This is a genomic window from Streptomyces sp. PA03-5A (assembly GCF_033792725.1).
Lineage (GTDB): Bacteria > Actinomycetota > Actinomycetes > Streptomycetales > Streptomycetaceae > Actinacidiphila.
Genome location: NZ_JARAVL010000029.1, coordinates 36,977 through 50,401, shown reverse-complemented (window position 1 = coordinate 50,401; position 13,425 = coordinate 36,977). Strand labels below are relative to the sequence as shown.

Here is a 13,425-nt window from a genome sequence, read left to right as displayed (position 1 = left end):
TCGCGCGGGCCTCAGTCGCACTCGCTCATCTCGTCCAGCCGCGGCCGCTGGTCCGCCACCTCCTGTGAGGCCAGCGGCTTGAGGTGCTTGACGTACGAGGCGCGCCACGCCCCGGAGGAGATCTCGTCCTTGATGGCGTCGCATATGGCGTGCTTCAGTTCGGGCTCGTTCTGGGCCAGCCCCACGCCGTACTCCTCGGTCCCGAAGGGGACGCCCAGCAGCCGCAGTTGCCCGGTGTGCTGCGCGCGGTATCCGGCCAGGATGATGTCGTCGGTGGAGACGGCGTCGACCTTCCCCGCCAGCAGCTGGCCGACGCACAGCCCGTACGAGGTCTGCTGCTCGGTCCGTATCTGCGGGTACTCCTTGCGGAGCCGCTCGGCCGGCGTCGAGTCGGTGACGGTGCAGACGTGACGGCCGAAGAGGTCCTGCACGCTGTGGACGGGGGCGTCCTCGCGGACGAGGAAGTCCTGGCCGGCCTGGTAGTAGGGGCCCGCGAAGTCGACGGACTTCTTGCGTTCCTCCGTGATGGAGTAGCTCGCCACTATGAAGTCGACGTACCCGGCGCGCAGGAAGTACTCGCGCGACTGGGTGTCCACGACCGTGAACTGCACCTTGTCGAAGCCCAGATGCCTGGCGATGGCCCTCGCGAGGTCGATGTCGAACCCCTCGTACCCGTCCTTGGCGGTGCTGGAGGCCTCGCTGAGGCCCGGCTGGTCCTTCTTGACGCCGACCACGAGGTAGCCGCGGTCGCGCGCCGTCCGGTAGGTCGGCGAGGAGGAGAGGTCGGGGCCGTCGTCCCCCAGCCGGTCGACGGCGAACCACCCGCCCGCGGCCAGGACCGCGAGGGCGACCCCGCCCGCCGCCAGCGCGTACCAGCGTCGCCGGGAGGGGCGCGGTCGCGGGGGCCGCGGATCCTGCGACGGGGCCACGGAGTCGGGAACCTGCTGTGCGGTGCCGCCGGACCCGTCCGTCCGCGTGGCGTCCGGGTCGTAGTCCGGGTAGACGCCGACCGGGAACTGCGGGGTCTCCTGGGCCACGTGCTGCAGCAACTGCTCGGTGCGCTCCGCCGACAGCCGCGCCCCCGGCTCCTTGACCAGCAGCCCGTCGATCAGCGGGCGCAGCGGCCCCGCGTGCGCCGTCGGCGGCACCTCGGCCGTGCGGACGGCCTCCAGCACCTCGTACGGCGTCGGGCCGCGGAAGGGGGCCCGGCCCTCGACCATCTCGTAGAGGGTGACGCCCAGCGACCACAGGTCGGAGGCGGGCGTGGGCGGCAGCCGGTTGGCCAGCTCCGGTGCCAGGTACTGCGGGGTGCCGACGGTCTCGTGGACCCGCGTCACCTGGGCCGCGCCCTCGAAGGTGGCGATCCCGAAGTCCATGAGCACCGCCCGCCCGTCCCGTCGGAACAGGATGTTGTGCGGCTTCACGTCCCGGTGCAGCACCCCGGCCGCGTGCACCGCGCGCAGTCCGCGCAGCACCTCCAGGCCGATCCGCGCCGCCTGCAGCGCCGGGATCCGGCCCTGCTCGCGCAACTGGTCCGCCAAGGAGTGCGGGTTGACCTGCTCCATGACGATCCAGACCTGGCCGTCGGCCTCGATCACGTCGTGCACGGCGACCACGTGCTCGTGCCCGATCCGGGCGATGGCCTGCGCCTCCCGGCGCGCCCGCTCCACCCACTGTGCCTGCGTCTCCGGGTCCAGCGCGCCCCGGAACAGCAGCTCCTTGACGGCGACCTGACGGCCGAGCCGGTTGTCGTAGGCCTCCCACACCACGCCCATGCCGCCGCGCCCCAACTGCCGGCGCAGTTCGTAGCGGCCGTCGACGAGGGTGTGCGGCATCCCCCCAGTACTCATGCGTGTTCCCCCATCGGTACGTGGTCCGCTACAGGTTAGGGGGCTCTGACGGTGATGAACATCGTCCCCGGGGTGGTGGACGATCACATGTCGGGCGCAATGGTCCGTACCGGTCCAGGGCTCAGGGCTTCACGGACTGGTAGTAGCGCTCGGCGCCGGCGTGCAGCCTCAGCGGGTCGGTGAAGACCGCCGTCCGCAGGTCCATCAGCTGCGCGGCGTGCACCTCCTGACCGATCCGGTCACGGCTGTCGATCACCGTGCGGGTGAGGCGCTCCACCAGCCCGGTGTCCGTCCGGTCCGTGGTGATCAGCAGGTTGGCCACGGCGATCGTCTGCACCGCGCGGCCTCCCTGGACCATGGGGTACGCGTCCGCCGGCATGACGGCCTGCCGGTAGTAGGCCGACTCGTCGCTCTCGGCGTGCAGCCGGGCCACCAGGTCGCCGAGTTGCACCAGCTTCACGTTGGTGGTCTCCGCCAGGTTCGCGATGGTCTTGGTCGGCAGTCCGCCCGACCAGAAGAACGCGTCCAGCTTCCCCTGGCGCAGCATCTCTGGCGCCCGGTCGATGCCGACCGTCCGGCGCCGCACGTCCCCGGGCTCCCCGAGGTCCGCCGCCTCGAGCAGCCGCTGGGCTATCAGGCTCACCCCGGAGCTGGGCTGGCCGATCCCCACCCGCAGTCCGCGCAGGTCCTTCGCCGACCTCACGGGCGAGTCGGCGGGCACCACGAGCTGCATGTAGTCGTCGTACAGCCGGGCGCAGGCACGCAGCCGCCCCGCGCCCGGGCCGTCGTAGTCGGCGACGGCGTCGGCCGCGGCGATCGCGAAGTGGGCCTTGCCGGTCGCCACCCGCCGGACGTTGTCCACGGACCCCTCGGACCGCACCAGGCGCACCGGCACCCCGGGCAGGTCGGTGTGCAGGTAGGGCTGGAGCCGCTTGCCGTACGTGTCGTACACGCCGTTGCGCACACCGGTGGCGAAGTCGACCCGGTCCTTCGGGTACGACGGCCCGTCGGAGGGCAGCACCCACCACAGCAGCAGCGCGACCGCCGCCGCCACCGCCAGCACGGCCTGCACTGCCCTGCGTCTGCCGATACGGGGGAACTCCATCCCCGCGATAGTGCCAGGCCCGGCGCCGCGCTGGCCAGTGCCTCCGGCCGCGTCCGGTCACCGCAGGTGACGGCCCGCCCCGCGGGGAACACTCGTCCCAGGGCGCACCCCGCCCGAAGGGAGGCCCCGCCATGGGACGCAACGTGAGCTGGACGGTGGGCGACCTCGTCGTGCACCGCGTCGACGAGACCACGCTGCCCGCGGCGACCGGACGGCGGCTGCTGCCCGCCGCGACCCCGCAGGTGGTGGCGGCGGCGCCGTGGCTGCGGCCGGACTTCGCCGCCCCCGACGGCACGCTCCGGCTGGCCACCCACACCTTCGCCGTGGTGGCCGGCGGCCTGCGCGTCCTGGTGGACACCGGGATCGGCAACGGCAAGACCCGGTCCGACCCCGCGTGGCACCGGCTCGCCACCGACTACCCGCGGCGGCTGGCGGAGGCGGGCTTCCCGCCGCACGCCGTGGACCTGGTGATCCTCACCCACCTGCACACCGACCACGTCGGCTGGAACACCCGTGACGACGGCGGCACCTGGGTGCCCGCCTTCCCCCGCGCCCGTTACCTGGTCTCCCGTGCCGAATGGGACCACTGGGCGGGCACGGACCTGGACGACGACCACCGGCAGGTCTTCCGCGACTCGGTGCTGCCGGTCCGCGACGCCGGACTGCTCGACCTGGCCGACGTCGCCGACGCCCCCGTGGAGGCCGCCCCCGGCATCCGTCTCCTGGCGGTGCCCGGGCACACCCCGGGGCAGGTCGCGGTGGAGCTGCACGGTGCCGGGCGGTCCGCGCTGGTCACCGGCGACAGCTTCCACCACCCCGTGCAGATCGCCGACCCCGCGATCACCAGCACCGCCGACTCCGACGCGGCCCTGGCCGTGCGCACCCGCCGCGCGCTGCTCAGCGCGTACGCGGGTACGGACACCCTGCTGCTCGGCACCCACTTCCCGCCCCCCACCGCGGGAAGCGTCGTCCCGGGGGCGGGCGGCCACCGCCTCCTCGCCGAGCCACCCGGCACCTGATGCGGCGGGCGCCGCCCGGTGCCGCCCGGCGCCGTCCGCGCGGGGGCGGGCGCGGGCACGAGCGCGCGCGGCGCGCCCTTACCCTGGATGGGTGCAGCGTGAAGAGCAGGATGTGAAGAGCTACGAGATCCGCACCTACGGGTGCCAGATGAACGTCCACGACTCCGAGCGGCTGGCAGGCCTCCTGGAGGCGGCCGGCTACGTCCGCGCGCCCAAGGACGAGGACGGCACGGTGTCCGCAGATGTCGTCGTCTTCAACACCTGCGCGGTCCGGGAGAACGCCGACAACCGCCTGTACGGCAACCTCGGCCGCCTGGCGCCGCAGAAGGCCGCCCGGCCGGGCATGCAGATCGCCGTCGGCGGCTGCCTGGCGCAGAAGGACCGGGACACGATCGTCAAGAAGGCCCCCTGGGTCGACGTCGTCTTCGGCACCCACAACATCGGCAGCCTCCCCGTGCTGCTGGAGCGCGCCAGGATCGCGGAAGAGGCGCAGGTCGAGATCGCCGAGTCGCTGGAGACCTTCCCGTCCACGCTGCCGACGCGGCGCGAGTCGGCCTACGCGGCGTGGGTGTCGATCTCGGTCGGCTGCAACAACACCTGCACGTTCTGCATCGTCCCCGCGCTGCGCGGCAAGGAGAAGGACCGCCGCCCCGGCGACATCCTCGCCGAGGTCGAGGCGCTGGTCGCCGAGGGCGTCACCGAGGTCACCCTGCTCGGCCAGAACGTCAACGCCTACGGCTCCGACATCGGCGACCGCGAGGCCTTCAGCAAGCTGCTGCGCGCCTGCGGGAAGATCGACGGCCTGGAGCGGGTCCGCTTCACCTCGCCCCACCCGCGCGACTTCACCGACGACGTGATCGCGGCCATGGCCGAGACCCCGAACGTGATGCACCAGCTGCACATGCCGCTGCAGTCCGGCTCCGACGCCGTGCTGCGCGCGATGCGCCGCTCGTACCGGCAGGACCGCTACCTCGGCATCATCGAGAAGGTGCGCGCGGCCATGCCGGACGCCGCCATCTCCACCGACATCATCGTGGGCTTCCCCGGCGAGACCGAGGAGGACTTCGAGCAGACGCTGCACGTCGTCCGCGAGGCGCGCTTCGCGCAGGCCTTCACCTTCCAGTACTCCAAGCGCCCGGGCACGCCCGCCGCCGAGATGGAGGGGCAGGTGCCGAAGGCGGTCGTCCAGGAGCGCTACGAGCGGCTGGTCGCGCTGCAGGAGGAGATCTCCTGGGCCGAGAACAAGAAGCAGGTCGGCCGCGTCCTGGAGGTGCTGGTCGCCGAGGGCGAGGGCCGCAAGGACGACGCCACGCACCGCCTGTCCGGCCGCGCCCCCGACAACCGCCTGGTGCACTTCGCGCCGCCCGCCGAGCCGGTCCGCCCCGGGGACATGGTCATGGCGGAGATCACCTACGCCGCGCCGCACCACCTGCTCGCCGAGAGCCCGGCCTTCGGCGTCCGCCGCACTGCGGCGGGCGACGCCTGGGAGCGGCGTACCTCGGCCGCGGCGGCCAAGCCCGCGGGTGTCATGCTGGGCCTGCCGACGATCGGCGCGCCCGTTCCCGCAGCGGCGGTCGCCGCGCCGGGCTGCGGCTGCGACTGACGGAGCGGGGTCCGCGAGGACCGCGGAGACGAGGGGGGACACGGATGGCTCGTTGGGGGCTCTTCGCCGAGGAGACCGTGGGCAGCGGCGACGCCAGGCGCTGGGAGTTCGAGCTCCTCGGCCACGCCGAGGGCACGCGCGAGGAGGCGCTGGGCAAGCTGGAGGAGGCGGCGCTGGCCTACCGGCCCAGCAAGCCGTTCAGCGTGCGGCGCAGCTGGCTGTACCGCTCGGGGGAGGGGTTCGTCCAGGTCAACGAGGGTGTGACCACGACCTACATCTGCCGTTTCACGGTCGCCGAGCTGGTCCGCGACAGCAAGGACCCGAAGGTCGCCGCCACGGCCGAGCCCTGGGACCGCGTGCCCGAGGGCTTCTGAGACGGCGGACGGTAGGGTTCCGATCATGCTGGTCGCCGCCGCCGTCTGCCCCTGTCCGCCGCTGCTCGTGCCCGACGTCGCGTCGGGCGCGGCGCCGGAACTGGACCCGCTGCGCGCCGCCTGCGCCGACGCGTTGGCCGTGCTGGCCGCCGCGCGTGCCGATCTGCTGGTCGTGGTGGGTGCCGCGGACTCCGCGCACGTCTGGGAAGGCGGCGGTACGGGCTCGCTGCGCCCGTACGGCGTCAACCTGACGGTGCGGCTCGGCGACGGCAGCGACCCCGAGCCCCTGGCCCCGTCGCTGACGCTCGCGGCCTGGCTCCTGACGCAGGCGGGCTCCGCGGCGCCCCTGCACGCCTGCGCCGTGCCCGCGCACGCGCCGGCGGCCAGGATGCTGGAGCTGGGACAGGGACTGGCGGGGCTGGCCGACCGGGTGACGCTGCTGGTCATGGGCGACGGCACCACGTCCCGCACGCTCAAGGCTCCCGGCTACCTCGACGAGCGGGCCGAGCCCTTCGACGCGTCCGTGGCGCGCGCCCTCGGTGCCGCCGACACCGGGGCGCTGGCGGCCCTGGACGCACGGCTCGCCACCGACCTGGGGGCGGCAGGCCGCGCCCCGTGGCAGGTCCTGGCCGGCGCCGCGGACGGCGCCGGGCTCGGTGGCCAACTGCTGTACGACCAGGCGCCCTACGGCGTCGGCTACTTCGTGGCGGCCTGGTCGTAGACCGGCCGGTCCCCGGGGTCCGGGACCGTCCTCAGGGCGTGCCCTTGGAGCCGCCCTCCTTGAGGTGCTCCATGGCGTCCTTCGTCTTGTCCACGCCCTTGTGGATCTTCCCGCTGTACTTGTGCTTGGTCTTCTCGTCGACCGTGCGCGCGACCTTGTCCAGGCGGGAGCCGATCGACTCGCCGTGGTGCTCCATGAAGTCGCCGGCCTTCGCGCCGGCCCTGGCCTTGGCGTGCTCGGCCTTGGCCTTCAGCGTGTCCTTGAAGCTCATGCGTCACCGTCTCCCGTGGATGCCTTTGCCGGAAATGACCCCTTTCCCGTAAAGATCTTACCCGTCCACCGGTGAATCCGCGCCGCCGGAATTTGCGAAACTGTGCACGTGAGAATCGACGTCCCCCACGTGATCGCCGTCGTCGGCCCCACCGCGGTCGGCAAGTCCGACCTCGGAGTCGCCCTTGCGCAGGCCCTCGACGGCGAGGTGGTCAACGCGGATTCCATGCAGCTCTACCGCGGCATGGACATCGGCACCGCCAAGCTCACCGAGGACGAGCGGCAGGGCGTGCCGCACCACCTGCTCGACATGTGGGACGTCACCCAGGCCGCCAGCGTCGCCGAGTACCAGCGCCTCGCCCGCGCCGAGATCGACCGGCTGCTGGCCGCCGGTCGCACCCCCGTGCTCGTCGGCGGCTCGGGGCTCTACGTGCGCGCCGCCATCGACGCCCTGGAGTTCCCCGGCACCGACCCGCAGGTGCGCGCCCGGCTGGAGGCCGAGCTCGACACGCTCGGCTCCGGCCCGCTGCACGCCCGCCTGGCCGCCGTGGACCCGGAGGCGGCCCGCGCGATCCTGCCCAGCAACGGCCGGCGGATCGTCCGCGCGCTGGAGGTCGTGGAGATCACCGGCCGCCCCTTCACCGCGAACCTGCCCGGGCACGACTCCGTGTACGACACCGTCCAGATCGGCGTCGACGTCCCCCGCCCGGAGCTCGACGAACGCATCACGCTGCGGGTCGACCGCATGTGGGAGGCCGGACTGGTCGGCGAGGTGGCCGCCCTGGAGACGGCCGGCCTGCGCGAGGGGCGCACGGCCTCCCGGGCGCTCGGCTACCAGCAGGTGCTGGCCGCGCTGGCCGGGGAGTGCACGGACGCGGAGGCGCGCGCCGAGACCGTCCGCGCCACCAAACGCTTCGCGCGCCGGCAGGACTCGTGGTTCCGCCGGGACGGCCGGGTGCACTGGCTGGCGGGCCGTGGACAGGAACTGGTCGGCCAGGCGCTCGCCCTGCTCGGCCCCGCCCGGTCGGGCGGTCACAGCCTGATCACGTGATGGCATCGGGACGCCCCAGCGGCACTTGACGCCTCTTCGAGCGTGCCATCATCGAGCATCGGAGCTACGGTGTCGGACTTCTTGGGAGGGCGCGTGGCGATGGAAGCCGGCCCTCGCAACGGACCGCAGCCGGAACACACCGAGCGCACCTCTGGCGAGGAGCTCGAGCCGCGCGACCGGCTCGTGGTGGACGGCCCCCTGGAGGACCCACTGGACGGGCAGACCCTCGCGGAGGAGGAGCAGTCCTTCCGCGAGCTGCGTCCCGAGCGGCGCCTGCGCGCGTGGCAGCTCGCCCCGATCGTCGCCCTCGGCGTGCTCGGCTCGCTCATGTTCGCCTTCCCGCTGGCCTTCGAGACCGGCGACGGCGGTGCCGTCGTCGCGATGCTCGGCCTCCTGCTGGGCTGCTGCGCCGCGGGCTGGGGGATCATGGCCGCCCGGCGGGTCGGCTACACCTGGCCGGGGCTGCCGGCCCGCGGCTCCGGCCGCCGCCCGGACTGGCGCTTCGTGGCGCTGTACGCGGCGATCACGGTGGTGCTGACGCTGCTCGCCTTCTGGCGGGTCGCCCGTCTGCGCTGACCCGTAGACTCGGCGCATGACCAGCGCAGCACCGCAGGGCCTGCCCTTCCTCAAGGGGCACGGCACGGAGAACGACTTCGTGATCATCCCCGACCCCGACGGGGCCCTCGACCTGACCGCGGGGACCGTCGCGCGCCTGTGCGACCGCCGCGCCGGGATCGGCGGCGACGGGGTGCTGCGGGTCGTGCGGTCGGCGAAGCACCCGGAGGCCGCGGCCATGGCCGCCGAGGCCGAGTGGTTCATGGACTACCGCAACAGTGACGGCAGCATTGCGGAGATGTGCGGCAACGGCGTGCGGGTCTTCGCCCACTACCTCCGGCGCGCCGGTCTCACCGGTGCCGGGGACGTCGCCGTGGCGACCCGCGCCGGCGTGCGCCGGGTGCACATCGACAAGGACGGCGACATCACCGTCGACATGGGCCGCGCCGCGCTCCCCGCCGGCGAGGTCGAGGTGGCGGTCGGCGAGCGCAGCTGGCCCGCCCGCAACGTGAACATGGGCAACCCGCACGCCGTCGCCTTCGTCGACGACCTCGCCGACGCCGGCAAGCTGCTGGACCCCCCGGCCCACACGCCTGCGGCGGCCTACCCGGACGGTGTGAACGTGGAGTTCGTCGTCGACCGGGGGGAGCGCCACGTCGCCATGCGGGTCCACGAGCGCGGCTCCGGCGAGACCCGTTCCTGCGGCACCGGGGCCTGCGCCGTCATGGTCGCCGCGGCCCGGCGCGACGGCCGCGACCCGGCCGTCACCGGCCGTCCCGAGACGTACCGCGTCGACCTGCCGGGCGGCACCCTGGTGATCACCGAACGTCCCGACGGCACCGTCGAGATGACCGGTCCCGCCGTGATCGTCGCCGAGGGCGTCATCGATCCGGCCTGGCTCGGCGACGGCGGCTGAGGATACCCGCTCCGAGGGCCCGGTATTCGCTCGAACGGGTGATGCCGATCACGCTGGGCGAGAGCGTGGCAGCGGCACGTGATGGGCTCGGTAGCATCAAGCACCGGCACGGAAGCCATCCCGCCGGTGGGTGACGCTGCCGGAGGTGCCGCATGAGACCGGACAACGCAGTGGAGACCGCCCCGGGCGCCGCAGGACGCAGGCGCATCCCCCGGGCCGCGGACCTGCGCCGGCTGGGGCGCGCCGCTCTGCTGGGCCCCGGCGGCCGCGCCGGCCGGCTGCCGGAGTCCATCGAGCACATCGCCAAGGTGCACCGCGCCCGACATCCCGGCGCGGACCTCGCCATCCTGCACACGGCGTACGTGCTCGCCGAGTCCTCGCACCGCGGCCAGATGCGCAAGAGCGGGGAGCCGTACATCACGCACCCGCTCGCCGTGACCCTGATCCTCGCCGAACTCGGGGCGGAGACCACGACGTTGACCGCGTCGCTGCTCCACGACACCGTCGAGGACACCGATGTGACGCTCGATCAGGTGCGGGAGGAGTTCGGCGAGGAGGTCCGCTTCCTCGTCGACGGCGTCACCAAGCTGGAGAAGGTGGACTACGGCGCCGCCGCCGAGCCCGAGACCTTCCGCAAGATGCTCGTCGCCACCGGCAACGACGTCCGCGTCATGTCCATCAAGCTCGCCGACCGGCTGCACAACATGCGCACCCTCGGCGTCATGCGCCCCGAGAAACAGGCCCGCATCGCGAAGGTCACCCGGGACGTGCTGATCCCGCTCGCCGAACGCCTCGGCGTCCAGGCGCTGAAGACCGAACTGGAGGACCTGGTCTTCGCCATCCTCCACCCCGAGGACTACCTCCGCACCACCGAACTCATCCTGGAGCACGCCGCCCTGCCCGATCCGCTGGGCGCCGTCGCCGAGGACGTCCGCAAGGTGCTCCGCGAGGCCGGCATCAGCTCCGAGGTCGAGGTACGGCCCCGGCACGTGGTGTCCGTGCACCGGGTGCGGCTCAAGCGCGGCGGCGCGCAGCCCGGCGGCAGCGACTTCGGGCGGGTGCTGATCCAGGTCGCCGAGGACGCCGACTGCTACGCCGTCCTCGGTGAACTGCACACCTGCTTCACCCCCGTGATCGCGGAGTTCAAGGACTTCATCGCGGCGCCCAAGTTCAATCTGTACCAGTCGCTGCACACCGCCATCCGCGACGGCGAGGGCCGCATCGCCGAAGTCCTCATCCGCACACGGCAGATGCACCACACCGCCGAGGCCGGGGTCATCGCGCTCGGCAACCCGTACGCCACCGCCGAGGCGGCGGACTCCGACGAGGGCGAGCGCGTCGACCCCACGCGCCCCGGCTGGTTGGCCCGGTTGCTGGAGTGGCAGCGCGAGGCCCCCGACCCGGACTTCTTCTGGAGCACCCTGCGCGACGAGCTCGCCCAGGACCGCGAGATCACCGTCTTCTCCGCCGACGGCGGCACCGTGGGCCTGCCCGACGGCGCCACCTGTACCGACGCCGCGTACGCACTGCACGGTGAGGGCGCCCACTCCTGCGTCGGCGTGCGCGTCAATGGGCGGCTCGCGCCGCTCGGCACGGTCCTGCGGGACGGCGACACCGTCCAGCTCCTGATGGCCGAGGCCACCGACGGGGACGGGGACGGGTACGGGCCGTCGCCCGAGTGGCTGGAGCACGCCCGCACCCCGGCCGCCCGGATCGCCATCGCCCGCTGGCTGGAGGCCCACCCGGCGGCCACCGCCGAGGAGGAGCCGGCCGCCCCCGCCGTCCGCGCCGCCGCGACGGCCGCCCGCAGGGCCGCCGAACCGCTCGCGGACACCGACCCGCCCGGGACCGCTGTCCGCATGGCCCGCTGCTGCACGCCCGTGCCGCCCGACGGGATCACCGGCTTCCCCATCCGCGGCGGCACCGTCGCCGTGCACCGCAGCGAGTGTCCCGTCGCCGCGCGCATGGCCGCCTCGGGCCGCGCCAGGGTCGCCGTCCACTGGCGCTCCGACGCCCCCGTCACCGGCCATCGGGCCACCCTCTACGCCGAGGCGCTCGGCCGGCCCCGGCTGCTCGCCGACCTCACCGAGGTGATCGCCACCCAGGGCGTCGCCATCGTCTACGCGGCCGTGGAGCCGCCGCAGGAGCACCGCGTACGCCACACCTACACCGTCGAACTGCCCGACCCGGAAGCGCTGCCCGCCCTCATGCGCGCCATGCGCGCCGTCCCCGGTGTGTACGACGTGTACCGCGCCCAAGAGGCCGTGGCCGCCGCGCAGCCGTAGGGGAGTACCCGATCGGGTGGGGTGCTGACGTGCCGCCGTCGGGCGGGCACGGTGCGCTGATACCGGTATCCCATGATCGGATCCTTTGCGCGCCGTGCCACCGTCACCGCGGCGGCCGTGGTGGCGCTCACCGCGGCCGGACTGCCCGGCGACGCGACGCCCGCGGGGCTCGGTGACCGGCTCTACCCCGAACTCGGCAACCCCGGGTACGACGTCTACGACTACGACATCTCGTTCACCTACCGCGGCAACGACCGGCCCCTGGACGCGGTGACCCGGGTCGACGCGCTCGCCACGGACACCCTCGACCGCTTCCACCTCGACTTCCGCGGCGACGTCCGTTCCGTGCAGGTCAACGGCCGCCGGGCGGCGTTCAGCACCTGGCGCGAGGAACTGGTCGTCACCCCCGCCGTCCCGGTACCGCGCGGCGACCGCCTGCGGGTGACCGTCGTCCACACCAGCGACCCCGCGGTCAAGGGCGACACCGGCTGGATCCGCACCAAGGACGGCCTGGCCATGGCCAACCAGGCAGCCGCCGCCCACACCGTCTTCCCCTGTAACGACCACCCCTCGGACAAGGCCCGCTTCGCCTTCCACGTCACCGCGCCGAACGACCTCACCGTCGTCGCCAGCGGCCTGCCCGAGACGGCCGTCCGCAAGGGCCCCGTGACGACCTGGAACTACCGCACCGTCCACGTGATGGCCACCGAGCTCGCCCAGGTCTCCATCGGCCGCTCCGCGGTGCTGCGCCGCACCGGCCCCGGCGGCCTCCCGCTGCGCGACGTCGTCGGCTCCGCCGACCCCGACCGGGCCAAGCTGGAGAAGCGCCTGGCGATGACCGCCGGGCAGATCGCGTGGATGGAGCAGCAGGTCGGCCCGTACCCCTTCGAGACGTACGGCATCCTCAGCGCCGACACCGTCACCGGCTTCGAGCTGGAGACCCAGACCCTCTCGCTCTTCGAGCGGCGGGTGCTGCTGGCCCGGGAGGCCGACGCGGCTCCGGTGATGGTGCACGAACTGGCCCACCAGTGGTTCGGCGACAGCGTCTCGCCCGCGACCTGGTCCGACCTGTGGCTCAACGAGGGGCACGCCACCTGGTACCAGTGGCGCTACGCCGCCGAGCACTACCACGAGCTCACCCTGGAGCAGCTGGCCAAGGCCGCCTACGGCGCCGACGCGCGTCTGCGCCGCGACGGCGGCCCGGCCGCCGCCCCCAAGCCGCCCGGCGCCGACGGCAAGCTCGGCATCTTCCGCGGCAACGTCTACTACGGCGGAGCGCTCGTGCTGTACGCGCTGCGCCAGGAGATGGGCGCCGACGCCTTCCAGCGGCTGGAGCGGGCCTGGGTCGCCCGCCACCGCGACGGGGTCGCCTCCACCCGGGACTTCATCGCCCTCGCCTCCGAGGTCGCCGGCCGCGACCTGGGCGGCTTCCTGGGCGCCTGGCTCTACGGCCCGACCACGCCCCCGATGCCGGGCCACCCCGACTGGAAGCGCTCCGTGCCCGCCAAACCGGTGCACGGTCCCGCGCACCGGCGCAAGGCGGGGAAAGTCGCGTGACCCGGCGGCGACGACCGTGCGACCATCTAGGTGCGGCGACGGCGGCGTGCCCGGGCCGGGGGAATCCTCCGGGTCCGTTCGGCGTTGTCTCCGTACGAGGGGCGAGAGCCCCCCGTCCC

12 protein-coding genes are annotated in these 13,425 nt (G+C 73.6%); 9 read left to right on the top strand and 3 right to left on the bottom strand.

What is annotated here, in order from left to right; genetic code table 11:
- Nucleotides 1–11: 11 nt before the first annotated feature.
- Nucleotides 12–1,850, bottom strand: coding sequence for a bifunctional serine/threonine-protein kinase/glutamate ABC transporter substrate-binding protein (locus tag PV410_RS30880; RefSeq protein ID WP_500329046.1), 1,839 nt, complete (start codon nucleotides 1,848–1,850; stop codon nucleotides 12–14).
- A 121-nt stretch (nucleotides 1,851–1,971) separates the two neighbouring features.
- The gene (locus PV410_RS30875) at nucleotides 1,972–2,955 is read right to left on the bottom strand and encodes a TAXI family TRAP transporter solute-binding subunit (protein ID WP_500329045.1); all 984 of its coding nucleotides are present in this window, start codon (nucleotides 2,953–2,955) and stop codon (nucleotides 1,972–1,974) included.
- 131 nt (nucleotides 2,956–3,086) lie between these two features.
- Between PV410_RS30875 and PV410_RS30870 the strand changes: the two genes are divergently transcribed.
- From PV410_RS30870 to PV410_RS30855, 4 genes are all read left to right on the top strand, one after another.
- Nucleotides 3,087–3,974 (top strand): MBL fold metallo-hydrolase, encoded by an 888-nt coding sequence (locus PV410_RS30870; RefSeq protein WP_500329044.1) that lies wholly within the window; start codon nucleotides 3,087–3,089, stop codon nucleotides 3,972–3,974.
- 112 nt (nucleotides 3,975–4,086) lie between these two features.
- Nucleotides 4,087–5,577: a tRNA (N6-isopentenyl adenosine(37)-C2)-methylthiotransferase MiaB gene (gene miaB, locus PV410_RS30865; protein ID WP_500329091.1), complete on the top strand. Its 1,491-nt coding sequence runs from the start codon at nucleotides 4,087–4,089 to the stop codon at nucleotides 5,575–5,577.
- Nucleotides 5,578–5,621: 44 nt separating this feature from the next.
- A complete protein-coding gene (locus PV410_RS30860; protein WP_499514407.1) occupies nucleotides 5,622–5,951 on the top strand; it encodes a hypothetical protein in 330 nt (109 codons plus the stop codon).
- Nucleotides 5,952–5,976: 25 nt separating this feature from the next.
- A complete protein-coding gene (locus PV410_RS30855) occupies nucleotides 5,977–6,672 on the top strand; it encodes a class III extradiol ring-cleavage dioxygenase family protein (RefSeq protein ID WP_500329043.1) in 696 nt (231 codons plus the stop codon).
- Nucleotides 6,673–6,703: 31 nt separating this feature from the next.
- Here PV410_RS30855 and PV410_RS30850 read toward each other — a convergent pair whose 3' ends face one another.
- On the bottom strand, nucleotides 6,704–6,943 hold the full coding sequence (locus PV410_RS30850; protein ID WP_499514409.1) for an antitoxin: 240 nt from the start codon (nucleotides 6,941–6,943) through the stop codon (nucleotides 6,704–6,706).
- 108 nt (nucleotides 6,944–7,051) lie between these two features.
- Between PV410_RS30850 and miaA the strand changes: the two genes are divergently transcribed.
- From miaA to PV410_RS30825, 5 genes are all read left to right on the top strand, one after another.
- The gene (miaA, locus tag PV410_RS30845; protein ID WP_500329042.1) at nucleotides 7,052–7,993 is read left to right on the top strand and encodes a tRNA (adenosine(37)-N6)-dimethylallyltransferase MiaA; all 942 of its coding nucleotides are present in this window, start codon (nucleotides 7,052–7,054) and stop codon (nucleotides 7,991–7,993) included.
- Nucleotides 7,994–8,092: 99 nt separating this feature from the next.
- Nucleotides 8,093–8,569, top strand: coding sequence for a hypothetical protein (locus PV410_RS30840; protein ID WP_500329041.1), 477 nt, complete (start codon nucleotides 8,093–8,095; stop codon nucleotides 8,567–8,569).
- Between the two features lie 16 nt (nucleotides 8,570–8,585).
- Nucleotides 8,586–9,464: a diaminopimelate epimerase gene (gene dapF / locus PV410_RS30835; RefSeq protein WP_499514411.1), complete on the top strand. Its 879-nt coding sequence runs from the start codon at nucleotides 8,586–8,588 to the stop codon at nucleotides 9,462–9,464.
- Nucleotides 9,465–9,616: 152 nt separating this feature from the next.
- Complete coding sequence (locus PV410_RS30830; RefSeq protein ID WP_500329040.1) at nucleotides 9,617–11,749, top strand: RelA/SpoT family protein; 2,133 nt, start codon at nucleotides 9,617–9,619, stop codon at nucleotides 11,747–11,749.
- 72 nt (nucleotides 11,750–11,821) lie between these two features.
- A complete protein-coding gene (locus tag PV410_RS30825) occupies nucleotides 11,822–13,306 on the top strand; it encodes a M1 family metallopeptidase (RefSeq protein WP_500329039.1) in 1,485 nt (494 codons plus the stop codon).
- Nucleotides 13,307–13,425 lie beyond the last annotated feature (119 nt).